At 72.8% G+C, this 22385-nt stretch carries 22 protein-coding genes; 10 read left to right on the top strand and 12 right to left on the bottom strand.

The window, feature by feature from the left end; all coding sequences use genetic code 11:
- Positions 1-34 precede the first annotated feature (34 nt).
- Positions 35-448, top strand: a complete 414-nt coding sequence (locus HAV40_RS28120; RefSeq protein ID WP_166386486.1) for a twin-arginine translocase TatA/TatE family subunit — start codon at positions 35-37, stop codon at positions 446-448.
- 219 nt (positions 449-667) lie between these two features.
- Here the strand turns inward: HAV40_RS28120 and HAV40_RS28115 are convergent, their stop codons facing one another.
- The 5 genes from HAV40_RS28115 to HAV40_RS28095 all read right to left on the bottom strand — a co-directional run bounded on the left by HAV40_RS28115 (position 668) and on the right by HAV40_RS28095 (position 5351).
- Positions 668-1810, bottom strand: a complete 1143-nt coding sequence (locus HAV40_RS28115; RefSeq protein ID WP_166386484.1) for an Mrp/NBP35 family ATP-binding protein — start codon at positions 1808-1810, stop codon at positions 668-670.
- Between the two features lie 130 nt (positions 1811-1940).
- Entirely contained in the window at positions 1941-2471 is a 531-nt protein-coding gene (locus tag HAV40_RS28110) for a DUF1003 domain-containing protein (RefSeq protein ID WP_239086905.1), read from the bottom strand.
- Positions 2468-3718: a magnesium transporter MgtE N-terminal domain-containing protein gene (locus HAV40_RS28105; RefSeq protein WP_166386482.1), complete on the bottom strand. Its 1251-nt coding sequence runs from the start codon at positions 3716-3718 to the stop codon at positions 2468-2470. The genes HAV40_RS28110 and HAV40_RS28105 overlap by 4 nt, the downstream gene beginning before the upstream one ends.
- A gap of 38 nt (positions 3719-3756) precedes the next feature.
- Entirely contained in the window at positions 3757-4236 is a 480-nt protein-coding gene (locus HAV40_RS28100; RefSeq protein WP_409365005.1) for a TroA family protein, read from the bottom strand.
- Positions 4237-4418: 182 nt separating this feature from the next.
- Positions 4419-5351, bottom strand: a complete 933-nt coding sequence (locus HAV40_RS28095; protein ID WP_166386478.1) for a DMT family transporter — start codon at positions 5349-5351, stop codon at positions 4419-4421.
- 159 nt (positions 5352-5510) lie between these two features.
- Here HAV40_RS28095 and HAV40_RS28090 point away from each other — a divergent pair, with 159 nt between their 5' ends.
- Positions 5511-6206: an HAD family hydrolase gene (locus tag HAV40_RS28090; RefSeq protein WP_166386476.1), complete on the top strand. Its 696-nt coding sequence runs from the start codon at positions 5511-5513 to the stop codon at positions 6204-6206.
- A 140-nt stretch (positions 6207-6346) separates the two neighbouring features.
- Here the strand turns inward: HAV40_RS28090 and HAV40_RS28085 are convergent, their stop codons facing one another.
- The gene (locus HAV40_RS28085; protein ID WP_166386474.1) at positions 6347-7114 is read right to left on the bottom strand and encodes an SDR family NAD(P)-dependent oxidoreductase; all 768 of its coding nucleotides are present in this window, start codon (positions 7112-7114) and stop codon (positions 6347-6349) included.
- Positions 7115-7201: 87 nt separating this feature from the next.
- Here HAV40_RS28085 and HAV40_RS28080 point away from each other — a divergent pair, with 87 nt between their 5' ends.
- Entirely contained in the window at positions 7202-7828 is a 627-nt protein-coding gene (locus HAV40_RS28080; protein WP_239086906.1) for a DUF4190 domain-containing protein, read from the top strand.
- A gap of 23 nt (positions 7829-7851) precedes the next feature.
- Positions 7852-8997, top strand: a complete 1146-nt coding sequence (locus HAV40_RS28075; RefSeq protein ID WP_166386472.1) for a class I SAM-dependent methyltransferase — start codon at positions 7852-7854, stop codon at positions 8995-8997.
- Here the strand turns inward: HAV40_RS28075 and HAV40_RS28070 are convergent.
- From HAV40_RS28070 to HAV40_RS28040, 6 genes are all read right to left on the bottom strand, one after another.
- Positions 8987-10033, bottom strand: coding sequence for a hypothetical protein (locus HAV40_RS28070; RefSeq protein ID WP_166386470.1), 1047 nt, complete (start codon positions 10031-10033; stop codon positions 8987-8989). The genes HAV40_RS28075 and HAV40_RS28070 overlap by 11 nt on opposite strands.
- A 25-nt stretch (positions 10034-10058) precedes the next feature.
- A complete protein-coding gene (locus tag HAV40_RS28060; RefSeq protein ID WP_239086907.1) occupies positions 10059-10985 on the bottom strand; it encodes a biliverdin-producing heme oxygenase in 927 nt (308 codons plus the stop codon).
- Between the two features lie 108 nt (positions 10986-11093).
- On the bottom strand, positions 11094-12833 hold the full coding sequence (locus HAV40_RS28055) for a DEAD/DEAH box helicase (RefSeq protein ID WP_166386468.1): 1740 nt from the start codon (positions 12831-12833) through the stop codon (positions 11094-11096).
- A 296-nt stretch (positions 12834-13129) separates the two neighbouring features.
- Positions 13130-13786 (bottom strand): ferritin-like fold-containing protein, encoded by a 657-nt coding sequence (locus HAV40_RS28050; protein WP_239086908.1) that lies wholly within the window; start codon positions 13784-13786, stop codon positions 13130-13132.
- 128 nt (positions 13787-13914) lie between these two features.
- Entirely contained in the window at positions 13915-14142 is a 228-nt protein-coding gene (locus tag HAV40_RS28045; protein ID WP_120317219.1) for a DUF3107 domain-containing protein, read from the bottom strand.
- A gap of 66 nt (positions 14143-14208) precedes the next feature.
- A complete protein-coding gene (locus tag HAV40_RS28040; protein ID WP_166386466.1) occupies positions 14209-14862 on the bottom strand; it encodes a TetR/AcrR family transcriptional regulator in 654 nt (217 codons plus the stop codon).
- 276 nt (positions 14863-15138) lie between these two features.
- On the opposite strand from HAV40_RS28040, the gene HAV40_RS28035 reads away from it, so the two are divergent.
- The 6 genes from HAV40_RS28035 to HAV40_RS28010 form a co-directional block, all read left to right on the top strand.
- Positions 15139-17805 (top strand): hypothetical protein, encoded by a 2667-nt coding sequence (locus HAV40_RS28035; protein ID WP_166386464.1) that lies wholly within the window; start codon positions 15139-15141, stop codon positions 17803-17805.
- Positions 17806-17825: 20 nt separating this feature from the next.
- A complete protein-coding gene (locus tag HAV40_RS28030) occupies positions 17826-18740 on the top strand; it encodes a DUF3152 domain-containing protein (protein WP_239086909.1) in 915 nt (304 codons plus the stop codon).
- On the top strand, positions 18740-19618 hold the full coding sequence (locus tag HAV40_RS28025) for a DUF3152 domain-containing protein (RefSeq protein WP_166386460.1): 879 nt from the start codon (positions 18740-18742) through the stop codon (positions 19616-19618). The genes HAV40_RS28030 and HAV40_RS28025 overlap by 1 nt, the downstream gene beginning before the upstream one ends.
- A 123-nt stretch (positions 19619-19741) precedes the next feature.
- The gene (gene moeZ / locus HAV40_RS28020; protein ID WP_166386459.1) at positions 19742-20923 is read left to right on the top strand and encodes an adenylyltransferase/sulfurtransferase MoeZ; all 1182 of its coding nucleotides are present in this window, start codon (positions 19742-19744) and stop codon (positions 20921-20923) included.
- Positions 20924-21217: 294 nt separating this feature from the next.
- Positions 21218-22072, top strand: coding sequence for a prenyltransferase/squalene oxidase repeat-containing protein (locus tag HAV40_RS28015; RefSeq protein ID WP_166386457.1), 855 nt, complete (start codon positions 21218-21220; stop codon positions 22070-22072).
- Positions 22073-22228: 156 nt separating this feature from the next.
- Positions 22229-22385 (top strand): transposase (locus tag HAV40_RS28010; RefSeq protein ID WP_166386455.1); only part of this gene is annotated, 157 nt, incomplete at its 3' end.

Below are 22385 nucleotides of genomic sequence, written 5' to 3'. Positions count from 1 at the left end.
CCCTTGCGACGGCGGACACATTCAGGAGGTAGCGGTGTTTGAGAACCTGGGCACCCCGGAGTTCATTGCGCTCCTGCTGCTGGCTTTGTTGATCTTCGGCGAGCGGCTGCCCAAGGTGATCAGCGACGGCATGCGCATGCTGCGCGGACTGCGCGCCATGGCCACCAACGCCACCGGTGACCTGAGCAAGGAACTGGGCACCGACATCAAGCTCGAAGACCTGAACCCCAAGGCGTTCGTACGCAAGCACCTGCTCAGCGAAGAGGACGAGGCCGCCCTCCGCAAGCCGCTGACCGGCATCTACGACGACCTGCGCGGCGAGCTGAACACCGCCACCAAGCTGGCCGCCGAGACCAAGGCCAACGTCAACGCCATGGCCACCGCCACCCCGTCCTCGTCCTCGACCCCCGCCGCCCCCATCGCGGCCCGCTTCGACGACGCCACCTGACCCACCCCGCCCACGGCAACCCAGTGCCCCGCGCGGCCTCGCGCCCCGCGCGGCCTCGCGCCCCGCGCGGCCTCGCGTACACAACTCTTAAAGACTTGCGGCCTCAGATGCGCTCTGAGGCCGCAAGTCTTTAAGAGTTGCGCGAGGTGGGAGGGCTGCCCGCAGGGCGGGGGCTGCCCGTAGGGCCGGTGGGTGCGGGGCGGGCGGCCTGGGGGTGGGTCAGCGTTTGGCGGGGGAGAGGCCCAGGGGTTTGCCGACGAGGGATTCGCGGCGCAGGGCCAGGCGGTCGGCGATGGCGTTGAGGGCGGTGCCGGCCGGGGAGCCGGGGGTGGCGAGGACGGCGGGGGTGCCGTTGTCGCCGGCTTCGCGTACGCCGGTGTCCAGGGGGATCTGGCCGAGGAGGGGGACCGACGCGCCGGTGAGGCGGGTCAGGGAGTCGGCGACGGTCTGGCCGCCGCCCGCACCGAAGACCTCCATGCGGGTGCCGTCGGGCAGTTCGAGCCAGGACATGTTCTCGATGACGCCGACCAGGCGCTGGTGGGTCTGCATCGAGATCGCGCCCGCGCGCTCGGCGACCTCGGCGGCCGCGGCCTGCGGGGTCGTGACGACCAGGATCTCGGCGGTCGGCAGGAGCTGGGCCAGCGAGATGGCGATGTCGCCGGTGCCCGGGGGCAGGTCGAGCAGCAGCACGTCCAGGTCGCCCCAGTACACGTCGGCGAGGAACTGCTGCAGGGCGCGGTGCAGCATCGGCCCGCGCCAGACGACGGCGGCGTTGCCGCTGGTGAACATACCGATGGAGATGACCTTCACGCCGTGCGCCTGCGGCGGCATGATCATGTCTTCGACCTGGGTCGGGCGGCCCTCGACGCCGAGCATGCGGGGCACCGAGTGGCCGTAGATGTCGGCGTCGACCACGCCGACCGACAGGCCCCGGGCGGCCAGCGCGGCGGCCAGGTTGACGGTGACGCTGGACTTGCCGACGCCGCCCTTGCCGGAGGCCACGGCGTAGACGCGGGTGCGGCTGCCGGGCTGCGCGAACGGGATGACCGGCTCGGCGGCGGCGTTGCCACGCAGCCGCTTCTGCAGGTCCTGGCGCTGGTCGGGACTCATCACCCCGAAGTCGATCTCGACCGAGGTCACGCCGTCGACGGTGATCGCGGCTGCCGTGATGTCGGTGCGCAGGGTGTCCTTCAGGGGGCAGCCGGCGACGGTGAGCAGGATGCGGACGTACGCCACACCCGCGTCGACCTTCACCGATTCGACCATGCCGAGTTCGGTGATGGGGCGCTTGATCTCCGGGTCGTTCACGGAGGCGAGTGCGGCCAGGACAGCCTGGTCGTCGGCGTGCACAGCGGTGGACATGCGCCCATGTTACCCGCGGCATCGATCATGACCGGCCGACGCGAGGGCCGGGTGGCACGCGCAACATTCTGATGACCCGTAGCGGAGCATCCCCTGGTCGTGGGACCATCGAAAGAGGTTCGGCCGCGCGTCATGCCCCTTGCGACGCGCGGCTTTTCTTGTCCTTGCGGTCGGCCTTCTCCTGCTGGTGCCGCCGGGCCGCCGCGTCGTCCAGTTCCTCGGCGAGCTTGGCCAGCTCGGAGCGGATGTAGTCGCGGGTCGCCACGTCGTTGAGGGCCATCCGCAGCGAGGCGATCTCCCGGGCCAGGTACTCCGTGTCGGCCTTCTGGGCCTGGGCGCGGCGGCGGTCCTCGTCGATGGTGAGCCGGTCGCGGTCGGCCTGGCGGTTCTGGGCGAGCAGGATCAGCGGCGCGGCGTACGACGCCTGGGTGCTGAAGAACAGGTTGAGCAGGATGAACGGGTACGGGTCCCACTGCAGCCCGAAGACGCCGATCAGGTTGATCAGGATCCACACGATGACGAAGGCCGTCATGTAGACGAGGAACTTCGCGGTGCCCATGAACCGGGCGAACTTCTCCGCGAAGTTGCCGAACGCGTCGGGGTCCCAGCGGGGCAGCCGGACGACGTGCGGCTCCCGGGGCTGGTCCAGGCGGTCGCTCACGAGCCGCTGTCCACGGCGCGTTCCTGCTCCCGCCAGTCCCGGGGCAGCAGGTGGTCGAGCACGTCGTCCACGGTCACCGCGCCGACCAGCCGGTCCGCCGAGTCCACCACCGCGATCGCCACCAGGTTGTACGTGGCCATCCGGCGGGTGACGTCGGCCAGCGGCAGGCTCGGCGACAGCGGCGTGATGTCGCGCTCCAGCACCCCGCCCAGCAGGTCGCCGGGCGGCTCGCGCAGCAGCCGCTGGAAGTGCACCACGCCCAGGTAGCGGCCGGTCGGCGTGTCGATCGGGGCGCGGCACACGAACACCTGCGCGGCCAGCGCGGGGGACAGCGACTTCTCCCGGATGCGGGCCAGCGCGTCGGCGACGGTGGCGTCCGGGGTCAGGATCACGGGCTCGCTGGTCATGATCGCGCCTGCGGTGTTCGGCCGGTACTGCATCAGGGCCCGGACCGGGGCCGACTCCTCCGGTTCCATCAGGTCCAGCAGCAGCGCCCGTTCCGTGGGCGGCAGCTCGGCAAGCAGGTCGGCGGCGTCGTCGGCGTCCATCTCCTCCAGCACGTCGGCGGCCCGTTCGCGGTCCAGCCGGGCCAGGATGTCGACCTGCTCGTGCTCGGGCAGCTCCTCCAGCACGTCGGCCAGCCGCTCGTCGTCCAGCGCCGCCGCGACCGCGTGTTTGCGCTGGTCGGGCAGGTCCTGCAGGGCGTTGGCGAGGTCGGCCGGGCGCATCTTCTCCAGCACCGACAGCAGCGACGCGGTGCCCTGCAGCGCGCCGGGGTCGACCAGGCCGGTCAGCTCGTGCCACTCGAACTGGTGCAGCTGCCCGCGCCGACTCAACCGGCTGGTGACGTCGCGTACGGCGACCCGCCCGAGGTTCCACTGCCCGGCCCGGTCGGACTCCATGGCGACGTCCACGACCGTGGCGGGGGTGCCGTTCGGGGTGGTGATGCGCCGGTCCAGCAGGTCGGCGAGCACGTTCAGCTCGGCCGGGCCCTTCTGGAAGCGGCGCAGGTTGATGGTGCCGGAGCCGAGCACCACGCTGTCGGCGTCGATCGAGGTGATCCGGGCGATCGGCAGGAAGATCTGCCGCCGCAGCGGCATCTCCGCGATCAGGCCGACGACCGACGGCGGCCCGTCGGCGCGCAGCCGGGCGACGGCGTCACGCACCCGGCCCACCTGGTCGCCGTTCGGGTCGAAGACGGGCAGGCCCGCGAGCCGGGCGACGAAGACCCTGGTCAGCGTGGCCATATTGGCATGGTATGCGTATTTCTCACATCGGTTGGGTGTTATCGGCGGCGGACCCGGTGCAGCCGGAACGGCTTGCGGGTGGCGTTGGCCGCCGGGCTCGGCCGCGGCTCGGCGCGTCCGGAGTCGTCGCCCGCGGGCACCGGATCGCCGTCGGGAACCAGGGCCACCAGGGCGCATTCGCGGCCCCAGCGCTCGGCCAGCGCCTCGGCCGTGCCCGGTGAGTTGAGCCGCTTGCCCGCCAGCGTCACCGCGACCGCCGCCCAGGCCTCGCCGCCCGGCGCGATCCGCTCCACCCGCGCCGGATAGGTCACCACCGCCCCGCCGTGGTCGCCGCGCAGCGTCACCGTCGCCGCCGCGGCCTCCGCCAGCCCCGGCAGCTCCTGCTCACCCGGCCCGACCACCACGTGCAGCCGCCCGTCCTGCGGCAGACACCACACCGCCCGGGCGAGCCCGCCACCCACCGACACCCACGCGACAGCCGCCTTCTTAGCGGCCTCCTCCACCAACGGATGCGTCATGCCGCCCATCCTCCCACCCCGAACACTGCTCACCCGCCCACCGAAGGAAGGGCACCTTCCCATCGCTGGACGTGGCGCGAGCGCACCGTGTTGACGGCGTGCCGTGGGTGCGCTGCTGGTCGTGTTGAGGGCGTCCCCGGGTGAGCTGCTGGTCGGCGAGCCCGCGTGTGGAGCGCGTGCTGTCAGCGGTCGCCGGTGGAGAGGTCGATGTCGACGGGGTCGGGGGTGGGCAGGGCGGCGGGGCGGCGGGCGCCGAGGATGACGGCGGCGACGCCGGCCATGAGCAGGGCGATGCCGGGCCAGGCGGCGGTGGGCGGGGTCTGGCCGAGCCAGAGCCAGCCGAGGACGGCGGCTCCGGGCACCTCCAGCAGGATCAGCACGCTGATCGTGGTGGCCGAGACCTTGTGCAGGGCGTAGTTGAACATCGAGTGGCCGAGCAGCTGGGCTCCGGCGGTCAGCGCGATGATGGCGAGCCAGGTGCGGTCGTCGAAGCCGGTCAGCTCCACGCCGAACAGCAGGCACACCGCCAGCAGCACGACGGCGCACACCGAGTAGCAGACCGTGGTGTACGTCGTGGTCGAGGTCCGGCTGCGCGCCTTCTCGCCGAGCGACGTGTAGACCGCCGCGAGCAGGCCTCCGGCCACGGCGAGCAGGTCGCCGACGAACGCCGTACCCCCTCGGGTGAAGTCCGCGCCGGTGGCGATGGCCGCGCCCACCACGGCCGTGCCGATGCCGATCCAGGTCCACCGGCCCAGCCGCCTGCCCTGCCAGAGTGCGATCAGCCCGGCCCAGACCGGCTGCGTGGCGACCAGTGCGGTCGCGGTGGCGACGGTGGTCATCTTGACGCTGGGCACCCAGGTGGCGAAGTGCCCGGCCAGCGCGAGCCCGGCCAGCACGCTCCACCGCCAGGCGTGGTCGGTGCGCAGGCCGCGCAGCTCGGCGCGGCGGCGGGTGAGGGTGACCGGGGCGAGCACGCCGACCGCGAGGGCGTTGCGCCAGAAAGCGATGGCCAGGGCCGGAGCGGCGGCGTACGCGATCAGGGGCCCCGACGACGACACCGCGATGATCGCGACGGTGATCGCGGCGATGGTGAGCGGGTCGAGCCGGGATCGCATGAGGCCCGATCCTGCCAGGCGCTGGTGAGCGGGTTGTCGGCACATCGACATCTACGCGCCGCGTTCTTGCGCATACTGTGAGCGATCATCCGATGTACTTCGGGTGAGCCGCTGATTACGCTCGCTCGAATGGATGCAGAACCTTCGTTATCCGGCGTAATGCCGCGCGCGATCCTGTTCGACTTCTACGGCACGCTGACCTCGGCGTGCACCCGCGGACCGGCCCACGAACTGGCCCCCCGCCTGCTCGGCTGCGATCCCGCCGCGTACTTCGCGGTGCTGAACACATCCTTCTACCCCCGCTGCCGGGGCGCGTACGGCGACGCCCTGGACACCATGCGCTGGGTCGCCGCCGAGCTGGGCGTACGCGTCACGCCCGCGCGGCTGCGCGCGGCCCAGGCCGCCCGGCTGATGGCCGTGCGCGCCGACACGCGCCTGCGGCCCGAGGCGGTGCCCACGCTGTGGCGGCTCCGCCGCGCGGGCGTACGGCTGGCCGTGGTCAGCGACTGCGCCTGGGAACTGCCCGAGATCATGCGCGGGTTGCCGGTGAACCGCCTGCTCCACGCGAAGGTCTTCTCGGTGCAGACCGGCTGCAGCAAGCCCGACCCGAGGATCTACCTGGCCGCCTGCGACCAGCTGGACGTCACACCCGAGGAGTGCGCGTTCATCGGCGACGGCGGTTCCCGGGAGCTGACCGGCGCGCAGGCCCTGGGCATCCGGGCGATCCGGTTGGCCGCCCCTGACCTGGCCGACCACCTGCAGTTCGCCGCCGACGACGGCTTCACCGGCGAGTCCGCGCCGAGCCTGCCCGCAGCCGCCGCCCTCGCCATGAACCCCCAGCCCGTCGCCGCCTGACTCCGCGCCTCGCCCACCCCGCCACCGCCCGTCCCAGGCAGCCCTTCGCCGCGCGTCATCCCCGTTCAGACGTGAGGAAGGGCACCTTCCATGACGCGGAGCGTCCAGAAGGTGCCCTTCCTTTTGTGTCAGAGCGCTGGTCAGCCCTGGCGGACCGACTGGCCGCCGTCGATGACGAGCATCTGGCCGGTGATGTAGCCCGCGGCGGGGGAGCAGAGGAAGGCGATGGTCGCGGCGACCTCGTCGGGGGTGCCGGGGCGGCCCATCGGGGTGTCGTAGCCGAGTTTGAGCTCGGCCAGCGTCGACGCCGAGGTGTGGATGGTGCCGGGGGCTACCGCGTTGACGGTGATGCCGTCGGCGACCAGCTCCATCGCCAGCGCCCGGGTGAGGCCCAGCACACCCGCCTTCGCCGCGGCGTAGCCCGCCTCGGCGGGCAGCGCGTTCACCGGCCCGGCGGTGGCGGCGAGGTTCACGATGCGGCCCCAGCCCCGCTCGGACATCCCGCCGAGGAAGGCCCGGCTGGACAGGAACGCCGTGGACAGGTTGCGGTCGATCTCAGCCTTCCACTCCTCGTAGCTGAGCTGCGCCACCGGCCGGATGACCTCCGGGCTGGCCCGGCTGGTCAGACCGGCGTTGTTGACCAAAATGTCGACGTCGCCCAGCTGCTCGGTGACCGCGTCGGCCATCGCGCCGACCTCCGCCTCCAGGGTCAGGTCGGCGACGAAGCCGAGCACGCCCAGTTCACCGGCGCGCTCGTGGATGCGCCGGGTGGTGGAGACCACGGCGACCTTCGCGCCGAGTGCGGCCAGCTGGCGAGCGGTGGCGAAGCCGATGCCGTGCGGGCTGCCCGCACCGGTGACGAGTGCGACCCGGCCGTCCAGCCGGAAGAGATCCATCCGCTCGTTCATGGCTTGATCCTGCCGGTTTGTCCGAGCTGACGCCAGTAGGAGGCACCGCTTACTCTGTCGGGACCCCCACCGGACGGAGCCTGGCCGATGACCGACCCCACCGCGCCGCCACCCCCGAGCCAGGATTCCGGCCCGCCACCGCCGGCGTTCCCGGCCCCGGCGCCGCTCACCTTCGGCCCTGCCGATCCCGCTCCGGCCGCTGCCGAACCGGCGTCCGCCGCGCCCGCCACCGGAGTCACCGCGCCGGGCAGCCCGGCCACCGGTCCGGCGAGCGCTGCACCCGGCCAGTGGCCGCACCCGTACCAGGCAGTCGGGTATCCGACCGGCGGCTGGCCGCAGGTCGCCGGGCAGCCGAACCCCCACGGCGCCACCCCGCCGCCCGGCTACGCGCCCTACCCGTACGTCTACCTGCAGCGGCGCACCAACGGCATGGCCATCGGCGCGATGGTGACGGCGCTGGCGGGCGCGCTGATGGTGTGCCTCTACGGGGTGCCCGCGCTGATCCTCGGCCCGGTCGGCGCGATCCTGGGGCACGTCGCCCGGCGCAAGATCCGCCAGAGCGGCGAGGACGGCGACGGCATGGCCCTGACCGGCATCATCGTCGGCTGGATCGCCACGGCGCTGGGCCTGCTCTTCATCGCGGCGATCGTCGCGCTGTTCGTCTTCGCCGAGAGCCGCCCGGACTACTACACCGAGCCGAACGGGGCGTTCTGAGCGCCATCGCGCATCCTTGACGTATGGCAGCACTCCCTGAAGCCCTGGCCGAGGTACGCGAACTCCTGCTGGCGCCGGACCTGATCCGCGCGACGGCGGGCGGGCAGCGGCGGGACGGGACCCCGTCGGTGTCCCGCGCCACGCTGCGCCCGGTGACCCTGAAAGCCGGCGACCGGGTGCAGCTGGTCACCGAGGACGGGCAGCGCCCCACCACGGTGAACCTGGCCCCGGGCGCGGAACTGGCGGGCCGGGTCGACGAGCTGCTGGCCGAGCCGTTCGGCACCTGGACCGTGGAGACCGCGCACGGCACGGTCCGCCTGCAGACCACCAAGAAGGGCGCGGTGCTGCACCGCTCGGCGGCCCCGGCGGCCGCGCCCGCCGTCACCGCGCACGACCGGCCGCGCGAGCACCTGATCGACCCCGGTGATCCGCTGTACGCCGTGATCGGCGGCGACGCCGCCAAGCGCCGGCAGGTCGACGCCTTCCTGCGGGCGCTGGACGCCACGCTGCCCGACCCGGCCCAGCTGCCGAGCCCGCTGCACGTGGTCGACCTGGGCTGCGGCAACGCGTACCTGACCTTCGCGGCGTACCACCACCTGTCCGGGCTCGGCCTGGACGTGCGCCTGATCGGCGTGGACGTGCGCGACGACCAGCGCGAGCGCAACACCGCGCTCGCCCGCAGGCTCGGCTGGCAGGACCATGTCAGCTTCATCGCGGGCACCATCGCCGACGCGCCGGTGCCGCAGGCCGACGTGGTGCTGGCGCTGCACGCCTGTGACACGGCCACCGACGACGCGCTGGCCCGCGCGCTGTCCTGGGACGCGCGCTGGATCCTGGCCGCGCCCTGCTGCCACAAGGACCTGTCCCGGCAGCTGCGCAAGCACCCGCCGCACGGGGCGGCGGGGCTGCTCACCGAGCACGGCATCCTGCGCGAGCGCTTCGCCGACGTGCTCACCGACACGGTGCGCGCCGCCCTGCTGCGCGGCCAGGGGTACGCGGTGGAGGTGGTCGAGTTCATCGACTCGGCGCACACCCCGCGCAACGCGATGATCCGCGCCCACCGCACCGGCCGCCGCCCGACCGCCGAGCAGGCCGCCGAACTCGACGCGCTGCTGTCCGCATGGCAGGTCCAGCCCCACCTGGCGACCCTGCTGGACGTCAGGGGTTGAGGGCTTTGGCGAGCTCGATGGCGGTGTCGGCGAGCAGCGTGTCCGGCGGCATGGGCTCGCCCGCGAGCACCGCGACGAAGGTGGCGAACCCGGGCAGCGGGTAGCCGTCCTCCTCGGCGATCGCCGGATCGTGCTTGGCCAGCGAGGCGCGGGTGCGGCCCCAGGCGTCGAGCAGCTCGCGCTGCGACGGCACGCCGAAGCCGTGGCCGACCGGCGCGCTGTGGCGCAGCTTCACCACGGCCGACTCGTTGAGCGCCGCGGTCAGGCGGCAGCCGTGCGTGACGACCTCGGCCTGGCGCGCGTCGAGCCGCCGGTAGACGGTGCACCGGCGGTGGCAGGTGGTGGCGCAGACGCAGAGCGCGTGCGAGGTGTTGGAGTGCTGGCGGTCCAGGTACGTTCGCCAGCCGGCGTTGTTCTCGTGGGCCACGATCAGGCTGCGCCGCGCGGCGGACTTCTCCGGCTTGGTGTGCGGGCAGTCCCGGTCCTCGAAGTCGCCCCACGCGCTGCCGTCGCCACCGACCGCCGACGGCAGCCGCACCGGGTCGGCGGCGTGCCCGAGCACCCGCTCCCAGACCAGCAGCGGGCCGTACTCGCTGGCGATGTGCACCGCGGCGACCAGTGCCGTGGTCTCCCCGCGCCGGAAGCGCGCGTCGATGACCTCCAGCAGCAGCCGGAAGGTGGGCCGCAGGCTGCCCAGTGCGCCGCGGTGCACCTCCTTGGGCGCCTGCGGCATGCGGCAGGCCAGCGCCCGTTCCCGCAGGTGCTCGGGCACGTGGTCGCCGTGCACCTGGTCGGCGACGCCGTGCTCGGTGTTGGCCTCGGCGGCGGCGTTCAGCTCACCGAAGTCCTCGGCGTCGAGGTCGAGCAGCCGCTGCCCGAACGCGCAGAGCTGCTGCACGTGGGCGACGGACTCGGTGGTCAGCGCGCCGCCTCCGGCGCGGGGCAGCACGCCGGAGTCCGGGGCGACCAGCGCGGCCACCTCCGCGAAGGCGTAGCGCCTGGTCAGCGCGATGAGAACGTCGTGTGCCGTCTCCACACCGGCCAGTGTTCCATGCCCGCGCTCACCGGGCGGGCAGCCCGAGCAGGGCGCATGCCTCCCGGTACAGCCGGGTCACCTCGACGCGCACCTGGGCGCGCTCGGTCAGCTCCTCGGCGAAGGGCACCCGGATCGGCGTCTCGACCCCCTTGATGACGGCCTGGAACTCGATGCCCCGGTGGTCCATGCCCGACATCACCGCGGCGGTGGCGTCCGGCCGGGCCGGTTCCGGCAGCGCGGCCTGGCAGATCAGCAGGGAGTCCGCGGCGTGGTCGCCGTTCATGTGCCGCATGATCTGAGCGACGACCTCGGGCGGGAACGGGTTCGGGTGGACCCGGCCCAGGTCGGCGAACAGGTCGGTGTTGAGCCGGTAGGCGAGCTTGACCTCGTCGATGATCCGGTCCTGCTCGACGGCGTACCAGGGCGCGCCGTCGAGACGGGCGCGGTAGGCGTCCTTGGACGCGGTCAGGTCGGCGATGCCGTCGAAGGCGTAGAAGCGCAGGCCGTCGCCGCTGAGGCCGTAGGCGCGGGTCAGCGCGCGGGCCACGTACTGGCCGCCGGACAGGTCGCCCAGGTAGCGGTTGTAGTGGTGGGCCACGTAGCCGCCGGGCCAGGTGAAGGCGATCTCGCGCAGGCGGGCGGTGTACTCGGCGGTGGCGGCGACCGGGGTGAGCGCGTCGCGCCAGTCGGGTCCGAGCAGGAAGGCGAGGTCCTCGGCGAGCGCGGGCAGCCGGGTGAGCGCGCCGTCGTGGAAGCCGCCCGCGACCGGGTCGCCGCTCCAGTGCGCGGCGGCCTCCTCCAGCACCTGGTAGACGAGGTAGTGCTGCGCGGTGAGCGCGGCGTGCGCGGCGACGGTCAGCCGCCCTCGGGTCAGGTCGTCCAGGAACGTCGTCCGCTCGGCCGAGCTGTGGTCAGACCAGGTGGCGGCGCGCAGGCGGGTGGAGAAGGTCATGCGCAGCACCGTACGCGAGTAAGGTCACCCTAACCTCAAACTTTCGTTTGATCCTGGCCTGCGAAAAGGGACGCCCCCGCAGAGGAGCGTCCCTTTTCGTGTCGTACGTCAGCTCTCGACCGAGGTCTCCAGCGCGCCCTCGGCCGCGCCGCCGGAACCACCCGAGCGGCGGCGGCGACGGCGCGCACGCGAGCGCGTGGCGCCCCCCTCGCCCGCCGCGGCGGGCTCCGCCGGGCCGTCGGGGCCCTCCGGGGGAGCGGCGAACAGCGGGGCGAGCCCGCCCTCGTGGGTCACCGAGGCGGCAGTGGCCGTCCCGGTGCCGGCGCCACCCCGGCCGCGACGGCGGCGGCCGCGACGGGCCTCGCCCTCGGCGGCGTCGGTGTCGACGGGCGCGTCAGTGCCGGCCTCGGCCACAGGCGCGGCGTCGTCGTCACCCTCCAGGCGACGGCGGCGGCGCGGGGCGCGCTCGCGCGGCGGGGCGGCCTGCTCGGCCGCCGGGCCGCGCTTGCCGCCACGGTCGCGGCTGCCGCGGGAGCGGCCGCCCAGGTCCTCCTCGACCTCGGCGGACAGCCCGGCCCGGGAGCGCTGGGCGCTGGGCAGGGTGCCGCTGACGTCGGTGGGGATGTCCAGGTCGGTGTAGACCCACGGCGAGGTGTGGTACGTCTCGGCCGGGCCGTCGGGGCCGGTCAGCTCCAGGCCGAGCGTCTTGTCGACGATCCGCCAGCGGGGCATGTCCTCCCAGTCGACGAAGGTCACCGCGACACCGGTGGCCCCGGCGCGACCGGTGCGGCCGATGCGGTGGACGTAGGTCTCCGCGTCGTCCGGGCAGTCGTAGTTGATGACGTGCGTGACGCCGGAGACGTCCAGGCCGCGGGCGGCCACGTCGGTGGCGACCAGCACGTCGACCTTGCCCGCCCGGAACGCGCGCAGCGCCCGCTCACGCGCGCCCTGGCCCAGGTCGCCGTGGACGGCGGCGGCCGCGAAACCGCGGAAGTCGAGGTCCTCGCTGACCCGGTCGGCGTTGCGCTTGGTCCGGGTGAAGATCATGGTGAGGCCGCGGCCCTGCGCCTGCAGGATGCGGGCCAGCAGCTCCAGCTTGTTGAGCTGGTGCGTGCGGTACACGACCTGCTTGGTCTGCGGGCTGACGCCCGGCTCGGTGGTGTGACCGGCGTGCACCGTCACCGGCGTGCGCAGGAACTTGCGCGACAGGGTGACGATCGGGTCCGGCATGGTCGCCGAGAACAGCATGGTCTGCCGGTCGGTCGGCAGCATCTTGAGGATCTTCTCGACGTCGTCGAGGAAACCCAGGTCGAGCATGCGGTCGGCCTCGTCGAGCACGAGCGCCCGGACCTGGTCGAGCTTGAGGTGCTTCTGCTTGCACAGGTCGAGCAGGCGGCCGGGCGTGCTGACCACGATCTCGACGCCGGCCTTCAGCGCCTCGACCTGCGGCTCGTACGCGACGCCGCCGTACAGCGCCAGCACCCGCACGCCACGGGACTTGCCCGCGCCCGCGAGGTCCTTGGCGACCTGCAGGCCGAGTTCACGGGTCGGCACGACGACGAGCGCCTGCGGCTGACCGCTGCACTCGCCCTCACCGGGCGCGATCGCGCGGTCGATCAGCGGGATGCCGAAGCCGAAGGTCTTGCCGGTGCCGGTGGGCGCCTGGCCGATCATGTCGCCGCCGCGCAGCGCGATCGGCAGCGCGTACTCCTGGATGGCGAAGGCGCGCTCGATGCCCATCGCGGCGAGGGCGGCCACGGTCTCGGCACGCACGCCGAGCTCGGCGAACGTCGGCGCGAGAATGATCTTGGGAGTGCTTTCGGTGGTGCTTTCGATGTTGTCTGTCATCAGGTTCTGGGGTGCCCTTTCAGCGATCCGCGTACGGCGGACCCTGCGGGCTGCCCAGCGGATGTCGGTACGCCCGGTTCATCGAAGGGCGTATATGTAGTCTCGAGCGCGGGGCGCGGCGATGAAGGAGGTTGATCCCATCGCGCGGCGCGATCGTTGGGGATCGCGGCGCCGCACACGCGACGACATGGGCATCGGGCCCATGTCAACACAGCCATCGTACGGCCCGGTGGCCGTCTGGTCACCAGGTGTGTGTCGAATTCCCGGTTCTTAGTGGGATTTACCACGCAAAACGGTCAGTTGTTGAGGCCGACCGCCGTCATCCGCGCCGTGTGCGCGCTCGTCAACCGCCCGAACAGCACATCGACGGACTCCCCGTCCACGCCCGCCAGCACCAGCGCCGTCAGCGGCGAGCGCTCCTGGGCGACGAGCTGCGCCTGGGACAGCGCCTCGCCGGTCAGCCGCCGCGCCCACATCGACAGCCGGTTGGCGACCTTCGGATCGGCCGCGATGGCCGCGCTGATCTCCCCGGCGGCGAAGTCGGCGTAACCGTCGTCGTGCAGCACGTCGAGCACCAGGGCCCGGTCGGTGTCGGCCAGCACCCCGGCGGGCAGCACCTGCGCCACCTCGCGGAAGAAGTCGTCGGAGATGCCCTCGCCGACGTACGCCTTGGTCAGCGCCTCCAGCCAGTCGCCCGGCTCGGTGTTGTCGTGGTACGTGCGCAGCGCCGCGACGAACGGGAGCATCGCATCCTCGGGATCGGCCCCGAGCGCGGCGAGCCGGTTGGCCAGCCGCCGGTAGTTGGCCATCTCCCAGGCCGCCATCTCGGCCAGCCGGGCCTGGCGGCCCAGGTCCGGGGCGAGCCGGGCGTCGGCCGCCATGCGGTCGAAGGCCAGCAGCTCCCCGTAGGCGAGCATGCCCAGTAGATCGATCACTCCGGCGTCAGCGGACACGCCCGCAGACTACCGGCCGGGCGCTCGCCCGGCATCCGCTCACCTCGCGGGCCGCCCGAGCGGCGGAACGGCAGACGGCACGGCGCACCAGCGCCGTGCCGTCTCACCTGCGTTATGTGCGCGCTACCTCAGCGGGCCGAGAAGCCGACACTGCGCGTCGACGCCTCGGCGATCTCCACGTAGGCCAGCTTGTCCAGCGGGACGATGACCCGCCGGCCCTTCTCGTCTACCAGCGTCAGCAGCTGGGCCTTCGACGCGAGCGCGTCGGCGACCATCTGCTCGACCTCAGCGGGCGTCTGCGTGCTGTCCACCACCAACTCGCGGGGGGCGAACTGCACACCGATCTTGACCTCCACACAACCTCCTCGGCTCGTCACCGAGATTACCCCGGTGTCCCAGCTGGACGATGGCACGGCGGCCGATCAGTGCTCGGTGCCCGTCAGCGGGAAGCTGCTGATCCCGCGCCAGGACAGCGTGGTGATGAGCTGTTCGGCCTCGTCCTGGGCGATCACCCGGCCTCCGGCGAGCCACCAGCGGGCCGAGACCTGGGCCGCGCCGCACAGCCCGGCGGCCAGCACTTCGGCGCGGGCGCGGCTGACACCGGTGTCCGACATGATGGTCTCGGTTATCGCCTCGACGGACAGCCGCTCCATCCGGTCCACCCGCTCGGCCACCGCCGGGTCGTTGCGCAGGTCGGACTCGAAGACCAGCCGGTACGCCTCACTCTCGTGCGACACGAAGTCGAAGTAGGCCCGCATCGCCCCGCGGACCCGTTCCTTGTTGTCCTGGGTGGCCGCCATGGCGGAGCGGATGCGCTCGGCGAACGCGTCGCAGTGCGTGTCCAGCAGCGCCAGGTAGAGCTCGAGCTTGCCGGGGAAGTGCTGGTAGAGGACCGGCTTCGACACGCCCGCCCGTTCGGCGATGTCGTCCATGGCCGCGGAGTGGTAGCCCTGGGCGACGAAGACGTCCTGAGCAGCGGCGAGCAGCTGCTTGCGGCGTGCCGACCGGGGCAGCCGGGTCGGCCGGCCCGTGGCTGGCGAGCCGGTCGGGTTGGCGCCACTGGTGGCCGCGGTCATCGAATCTCCCTCACCCTGCAGACGTATCCTTCGACGGATCTTGCAAACTGGCCCGTCGTTGCAACTTATCGTCATTCGCCGTTCACGGTAGCCTCAGCGTGGGCGACGGAGGAGCGCACGGTGGACGTAACAGGGCAGACCGGAAACACAGCGGGAGCTGACGACCCCGCCAACGGGTCAGCCGGCGTAGTCGGACACCCGACGGCTAACGGGCATATGCCCGCGAGCTGGGCGGATTCCGACCGTACGGATGCATGGTCGAGCGCGGGGGCAGCGTTGGAACCCGGATTCGAGCCGTTGACCCCGTGGCACGCCACGGTGGCCGACCGCCGTGGCATAGACGCGCTCACCGGCGCCGACCCCGTCACCACCACGCTGGTGCGGCCGCCGGACACCGCCCCGTCCGGGCGCAACGGCCACCACCGCCCGTTCGACCGTCCCCTGCCGGAACTCTCCTCCCCCGGCGAGGACCCGTACGCCGACGAGTTCGCGCAGACCTCGGCCGAGTTCGCCCGCCACGCCGCGTTCGACGAGCCCACCCCGGTCAACGGCTCGCCCACGCTGGCCAACGACGACACCGGGCGCATCCCGGTCTTCACGCCGTACCAGCCCGGCCCCGCGGCCGTGGTCGCGCCGCCGGAGGTGATCCCGATCCCGGTCATGCCGCCGCTGCCCGCCGGGGCCAACCCCGCGTTGACCATGCCCACCGGCGGTTATCCGGTGCCGCCGCCGGGCCTGCGCCCCTCGCTGCCCGCCGAGCTGTCCGGGCCGGTGCCGGCCGCGCCGCCCGCCGACGCGCCGCTGGCCGCGATGGCCGAGGCCGCCACCAGGGCGGTTCCCGCTGAGCGCCCCGAGCCCACCGAGGCCGGACCCGCCCCGGTCAAGCCCCCGCCGCCCGTGCGGAGTGCCCTCGACGAGGTCACGGAGGACGACGAGGACGAGGACGGCGACGAGGACCTGGCGGAGGCGGACCGGCTGTCGCTCGGCGCGCGCTTCGGCATGGCCTTCCCCGAGCCGCCGCTGTCCGGACGCGGCAACGGCCGGGCGGGAGTGCCGTCACCGGAGGCAGGCCGTGCCGACGCCGACCGGCGCGGACCGGGCCAGGAGGGCGACGGCTCCGAACGCGTACGGACCGGGGAGTTCCCGCTGCTGCCCGATCCGGCGGCGGCAGCCGCCGCACGGCTCGACGCGGCCCGCGAGGGCTACGCCGCCGCCCAGCGCGGCATGGCCCGCGCGGCCGAACGCGGCGGCCACGACGCCCTGGCCGATCCGCTGAGCGCCGCCGAGCAGGCCTTCGTCGAGGGCCGGCAGAAACACGAGCAGGGCACCGGGGCGGGTCGCCAGCAGGGCATCGCCGCCCCCCGGCCGGACGGCGCCGACATCCGCGCGGGCAGCGAGGCGGACATCAGGGCAGGGCGCGAGGGCGACGGCGGTCGCGTGCCCGGCCGACCCGGCGGACGGGTCACCCCGGACACCGCTGACGCGGCCGGAGCCATCGGCCGGCTCGGCATGCCGCTGGCCCCGCGGGCCGCAGGCGACCAGACACACGAGCCGGGCCGGGCCGCCGCGCGTGGCGAAGGCATGTCTGGTCTCCCAGGCCAGCCCTCCTTCGTGTCCCAGCCGCGTCCCTACCTTCCGCCCTCGCCGCAGCCACACCTCCCGCAGACGGCAGGCAGTTCAGCGCAGCCGCACCTTCCGCAGCCCGCCGGTGGTTCCGGGCTGCCGCATGTTCCGCAGTCCGCGACCGGCTCAGCGCAGCCGCACGTTCCGCAGCCCGCGACCGGCTCAGTGCCGCCGATCGCGCCGCGGTCCGCGCAGGCGGCGGGCGAGCCCGCTGCCAAGAACCGCGCGGCCGACACCCGCGAGTCCGGGGCCGAGGCGACCGGCGCGGAGCACCTGCCGCAGCGCGTGCCCGCGGTGCCCGACGTGCCGCCCGCGATCCATCCGGTCGTCGAGGCGGAGCCGGTCGTGGCGGCGACGCCCCAGCTCGACCGCATCGCATCCCACCTGCGCCGCAGCGACGACGTGGGGACCGACGAGAGACCCGACGGCTTCGACGTCGACGCGGTGCTGCGCGCCGTGCGCGGCGTCGCCGGGGTCCGGGACGCGGCCCTGCGCACCACCGCCACCGGTGCCCACCACCTGCGGCTCGACCTCGCCGAAGGGGCCGATCCGGCCGCGATCAGCCGGATGGTCGCCCGCATGCTGCAGGAGCAGATGGGCATCGACGCCGCCCCTGCCGGGCCGCTGGTGCCCAAGCCCGCGCCGCCGTCGGACACTCCGCCGCCGACGGCGACCCTGCCCGCGCCCCGGTCGGGTGCGGGCGCGGCCCCGCCGCCGGGGCTGACCGGTGGCCTGCACCCGGATCCGCTGGCCGACCAGTCGCCGCGCGAGCCGCGCCGCCGCCACCCGGTGAGCGTGCCGCGCCGTACGCCCGGCGAACTGCGGGACCGGGTCGCCGCGCTGCGTGCGGTGAACAGCGAACCCGAGCTGCCCGCCACGGCGTCGCCGCCGCCGCTGCCGACCGAACGCGACCAGGGCCCGCGCGCCATCATCGAGCACGTGCAGACCAGCACGTTCGGCCTGGACGCGACGGTGGAGGTGCGCCTCAACACCGGCGACCGGCAGGCCGTCGGGGTGGCCAGCGGACCGGCCGTCGACGCGTACGTGCTGCGCCTGTGTGCCGCCGCGACCGCCGTGGCGATCGACGATCTGCTGCGCGAGGGGACCACGACCGGGGAGTCCGGGCGGTGTTTCGTCGAGCAGGCGACGATCGTGTCGATGGGCAGTTGTGAGGTCGCGGTCGTGGTGGTGCTGCTGGTCTGTGGCGGCTGGGTCGAGCAGTTGGCGGGCTCGGCGCTGGTCTCCGGAGATCCCCGCCGGGCGGTCGTCCGAGCCACGCTCAGCGCGGTCAACAGGCGGCTAGCGGCACTGCTGCCGTAGGGATGTGGCAGGCTGTGGCGATGCGCACCGCCCTGGCACCGCCGCCGAGGACCGAACGGGAAGCCCCCGCCCGGTCCTCGCGAGTGGAATCCGGCAGGCTCGCGCGGGCTCGTGCCCGGCAGCGCCGCCGTCGTGCGACGGCGATCTGCGTGCTGCTCGGCGCGGCTCTGCTGGTCGGGGTCGACCTGGTGCGCGGCGGGCACGACGCGGTGGTGCCGACCCGGCAGGTGGCGTCGACACCCGCGATGGCCGACAGCCCCGAACCCACGGCCGAGCCGTCGCCGGCCGCGTTGCCCTCGCCCAGCGTGACACCGGAGACCGTGTACCAGATGGACGGAGCGTTCCCGGCGTCCGGACCGGGGACCTGGGTGTACGCGAAGACGCAGGGCGACGTGCTGGGCTCCGCCGGTGGGATCAGGCGCTTCCGGGTCGCCGCGGAGAAGAACGTCGCCGGCACGGAGCTCGACGCCTTCACCAGCCTGGTGGACGAGACGCTGGGCGACGAGCGGAGCTGGATCGCGGGTCGGCAGTACCGGTTGCAGCGGGTGCCGTCCGGGTCGGCGTACCAGTTCACGATCTATCTGGCGACCGGTGAGACGACCCGCAGACTGTGCGGGGCCGGTGGCATGGACACCCGGCTCGACGGCGTGTCGTACACCTCGTGCCGCCTGCCCGGCCGGGTCGTCATCAACCTCAACCGCTGGCGCATGTCGGTGCCCGACTACGTCAACGGCAAGATCGACCTGCACACCTACCGGCAGTACGTGATCAATCACGAGGTGGGCCACGAACTCGGCCGCTTCCACGAGGCCTGCCCCGGCAAGGGCAAGCCCGCGCCGGTCATGCAGCAGCAGACGTACGGCCTCAAGGGCTGCACCGCCAACTCGTGGCCGTACGTCGACGGCAAGCGCTACACCGGGCCCCCGGTGGCCTGATGCGCGACGAGCGGGAACTCTTCGAGCAGCGCGACGCGGACGTCGCCGACCCGGCGGACGGTGAGCCCGGATTCCGGTCCCGCCGCCTGGCCGCCGTCCAGGCCCGCCGCCGTCGCACCCGGTACCTGGCGGCCGGTCTGGTGGGCCTCGTCGTGGTGCTGGTCGGCATCGACCTGTTTCGCGGCCCCGACGGCCTGATCCTGCCCGATGCCGCCACACCGGCGGCCGGGTCGCCGGACGCGGCCGAACCGTCGGTGTCGCCCGGCGCGTCCGGGCAGCCCCCCGCGCAGGGCACGCCCGCGCCCGCGGGCAGCGGCACGTTCGGCTATGCCACCGGCGCCGGCAAGGTGCTGGGCGGCGCGGGCACGGTACGCAAGTTCCGGGTGGCCGTCGAGAAGGGCGTCGAGCCCGGCGTCACGGCGTTCACGGCCGACGTCGAGCGGATCCTGGCCGACCCGCGCGGCTGGACCGGCGGCGGCAAGCACCGCTTCCAGCGGGTGGCCGAGAAGACCGCGGCGGAGTTCACCGTGTTCCTGGCGACGGCGGGCACCACGCAGAAACTGTGCGCGGCGGGCGGCCTGCACACCGAGGGCTTCACCTCGTGCCGCCTGCCCGGCCAGCTCATCGTCAACCTCGACCGCTGGCAGCAGGCCGTGCCCGGCTACGGCGCGCCGCTGCCCGACTACCAGGCCTTCGCGCTCAACCACGAGCTGGGCCACCAGCTCGGGTACGGCCACGAGGCCTGCCCCGAGCCCGGCAAGCTCGCGCCCGTGATGCAGCAGCAGTCCCAGGGGCTCAAGAACTGCACCGCCAACGCCTGGCCCTACCCGGCCGCGCCGCAGGACACCGCGCTCTACCGTGGTCCCGTCATCCCCTGAACGGCGTGTCGCGCCGGGAATAAATTCATGATCAAAAGAAGGCTGATCAGCCCGTGATGCAACTCGCATCCCAGCGGGTTGGAGATCATGGCATTCCCTACCGCGGCGAGCGAGAATGTGCCTATGTCGTTGCCGCCGCTTGTGGAGCCTGCCGAGTCGCTCTCGGTGGACGAGATCCGCCGCTACAGCCGCCATCTGATCATCCCCGACGTCGGTGTCGAGGGTCAGAAGCGGCTCAAGAACGCCAAGGTGCTGTGCGTCGGCGCCGGAGGGCTCGGCTCGCCCGCGCTGATGTACCTGGCCGCGGCCGGGGTCGGCACGCTGGGCATCGTCGAGTTCGACACCGTCGACGAGTCGAACCTGCAGCGCCAGATCATTCACGGCCAGTCGGACATCGGCCGGCCCAAGGCCGAGTCGGCCGCCAACAGCGTCCGGGAGATCAACCCGTACGTCAACGTGGTCATCCACAACACCGCGATCGACCGCGAGAACGTGTTCGAGATCTTCGGGCAGTACGACCTGATCGTCGACGGCACCGACAACTTTGCCACGCGTTACCTGGTCAACGACGCCGCGGTGCTGCTCGGCAAGCCGTACGTGTGGGGCTCGATCTACCGCTTCGACGGCCAGGCCAGCGTCTTCTGGGCCGAGCACGGCCCCTGCTACCGGTGCCTCTACCCGGAGCCGCCGCCGCCGGGCATGGTCCCGTCGTGCGCCGAGGGCGGCGTGCTGGGCGTCCTGTGCGCCAGCATCGGCTCGATCCAGGTGACCGAGGCCATCAAGCTGCTGGCCGGGATCGGCGACCCCCTGGTCGGATCGCTGATGGTGTACGACGCGCTCGAGATGTCGTACCGCAAGATCCGGGTGCGCAAGGACCCGGCCTGCGTGCTGTGCGGCGAGAACCCCAGCATCACCGAGCTGGTCGAGGACTACGAGGCCTTCTGCGGCGCGGTCTCCGCCGAGGCGCAGGAGGCGGTGGTCGACGCGACCATCACCGCCCGCGAGCTCAAGGAGTGGCAGGACGCCGAGAAGGACTTCCTGCTCGTCGACGTGCGCGAGCCGGCCGAGTTCGAGATCGTCCGCATCCCGGGCAGTGTGCTGATCCCCAAGGGCGAGATCCTGTCCGGCGAGGCGCTGGCCAAGCTGCCGCAGGACCGGCAGATCGTGCTGCACTGCAAGTCGGGCGTACGGTCCGCCGAGGCGCTCGCCGCGCTGAAGGCGGCCGGGTTCGCCGACGCGGTGCACGTCCAGGGCGGCGTGCTCGCCTGGGTCAAGACCGTCGACCCGTCCCTGCCGAGTTACTGAGGTCCGTTCCGGACCGCCGGTCCGGTGTGCGAAGGCCGGCGACCGCTGTGGTCGCCGGCCTTCGCCGTATCCGCGAGCTGTCGGATTTCCGGCTGTGACTTCGATCACCATCCATGCGTGAGGTTCGTCTCGCCGTCCGCGCCCGGACCCGGAAAACGCCCCCATACGGCGGTTATACAAGCCGTCACGGGGACTGGAAACGGCTGTTTCCGAATTTATTTCACCCGCGCGTTCTGTTGACCTTGGCCAACCTGATGAGGCCACAGCGTCACCGGGCACGTACCCTCGATCACCGTGGTGGATCTCGACGCGGCTATCGGTTTCGTGGTGAAGAAGGGCGACCCGGTCGACCGGGCACGCCTGTCATACCTGCGTACCGGCGTTACGCCGGCGGAGGAGATCCTGACCGCGGCCGAGGCCGGGCAGGCCGACGGCGGCGGCTGGTTCGGCAGCCAGCACGGCAAGGTGCCCTCGATCGACGTCACCTGCTTCCGGCTCGCCCAGCTCGACGACCTCGGCGCGCTCGCGCGCCCCAGCGTCAAGCGGGCCTTCGACTGGCTGGCCGGTCGCCAGGCCGCCGACGGCAGCTGGCAGGAGGCCAAGGAGCTCGCCGCGGACGCCCCCGAGTGGGCGCAGCCCGGTGACCCCGAGGCCACCCTCTACCTGACCGCGAACGCGACGTTCTGGCTCACCGTGATGGGGCTCGACGTGCGCTCGTCGCTGCCGTACGGCGACCCGACCCCGATCCCGTACGCCGATGCGGCCCTGCGCGGCGCGGAGTTCATCAAGAGCAGCCTGAACCCGGACGGCACCTGGCCCTCCTACCTGATGACCGGCTGGCTGGGCGCGGCCGTGATGTACCGGCAGGACATGTTCTACGAGGCCGCGCGCATGCAGGCGGTGCTGGGCGAGCGCCTGCCCTCGATGGCCCCCGCCGACGCCGCCGCGATGGCGGCCGCGATGCGCCGGGTGGGCGTCTCCGCCGACGACTGGACGATGATCGCCGCCAAGCGCCGCCTCGCCGAGACGCAGCGCACCGACGGCGGCTGGAACTCCGAGGCCGACGTGACCTTCGACGTCCACCTCACCCTCAACGTCATCCGCGCCCTCCACGAAATAACCCCACCCAGCCAATCCACCCTCCTCTAACCGCCCACCCCGCGGGCCCCTCCCTGCGGGCCCCCTCCCTGCGACAACTCTTAGAGGGTGTCTGGTTCGGGTTGGTGTTGGTTTGTGATCGGCGGGGTGGGTGTCGGGCGTGAAGGTCCCACACATTTGTGGTGGGGGCTGGTAGGACCGCGTGTCGTGACGTCTTCGCGGCGGGCCCGGCCCTATCCTTCCGATCTGTCTGATGAGCGTTGGGCGCTGATCGAGCCGTTGTTGACCGAGTGGCGGGCGGCGCGTGGTGGGCTGGGTATCAGGCCGCCGGTTCACGATCTGCGGGAGATCGTGAACGCGATCT

Origin of the sequence: Catellatospora methionotrophica (assembly GCF_011297335.1) — a bacterium.
In the GTDB taxonomy this organism is placed as follows: Bacteria; Actinomycetota; Actinomycetes; order Mycobacteriales; family Micromonosporaceae; genus Catellatospora; species Catellatospora methionotrophica.
This window is presented reverse-complemented; position numbering and strand designations above follow the sequence as displayed.

Coding starts and splice junctions, on each gene's coding strand:
- HAV40_RS28115 (WP_166386484.1), bottom strand. CDS start 1,810: ATGTCCACCGCTGTGCACGCCGACGACCAGGCTGTCCTGGCCGCACTC.
- HAV40_RS28105 (WP_166386482.1), bottom strand. CDS start 3,718: ATGGCCACGCTGACCAGGGTCTTCGTCGCCCGGCTCGCGGGCCTGCCC.
- HAV40_RS28100 (WP_409365005.1), bottom strand. CDS start 4,236: ATGACGCATCCGTTGGTGGAGGAGGCCGCTAAGAAGGCGGCTGTCGCG.
- HAV40_RS28095 (WP_166386478.1), bottom strand. CDS start 5,351: ATGCGATCCCGGCTCGACCCGCTCACCATCGCCGCGATCACCGTCGCG.
- HAV40_RS28090 (WP_166386476.1), top strand. CDS start 5,511: ATGCCGCGCGCGATCCTGTTCGACTTCTACGGCACGCTGACCTCGGCG.
- HAV40_RS28085 (WP_166386474.1), bottom strand. CDS start 7,114: ATGAACGAGCGGATGGATCTCTTCCGGCTGGACGGCCGGGTCGCACTC.
- HAV40_RS28080 (WP_239086906.1), top strand. CDS start 7,202: ATGACCGACCCCACCGCGCCGCCACCCCCGAGCCAGGATTCCGGCCCG.
- HAV40_RS28075 (WP_166386472.1), top strand. CDS start 7,852: ATGGCAGCACTCCCTGAAGCCCTGGCCGAGGTACGCGAACTCCTGCTG.
- HAV40_RS28060 (WP_239086907.1), bottom strand. CDS start 10,985: ATGACCTTCTCCACCCGCCTGCGCGCCGCCACCTGGTCTGACCACAGC.
- HAV40_RS28055 (WP_166386468.1), bottom strand. CDS start 12,833: ATGACAGACAACATCGAAAGCACCACCGAAAGCACTCCCAAGATCATT.
- HAV40_RS28040 (WP_166386466.1), bottom strand. CDS start 14,862: ATGACCGCGGCCACCAGTGGCGCCAACCCGACCGGCTCGCCAGCCACG.
- HAV40_RS28030 (WP_239086909.1), top strand. CDS start 17,826: ATGCGCACCGCCCTGGCACCGCCGCCGAGGACCGAACGGGAAGCCCCC.
- HAV40_RS28025 (WP_166386460.1), top strand. CDS start 18,740: ATGCGCGACGAGCGGGAACTCTTCGAGCAGCGCGACGCGGACGTCGCC.
- moeZ (WP_166386459.1), top strand. CDS start 19,742: ATGTCGTTGCCGCCGCTTGTGGAGCCTGCCGAGTCGCTCTCGGTGGAC.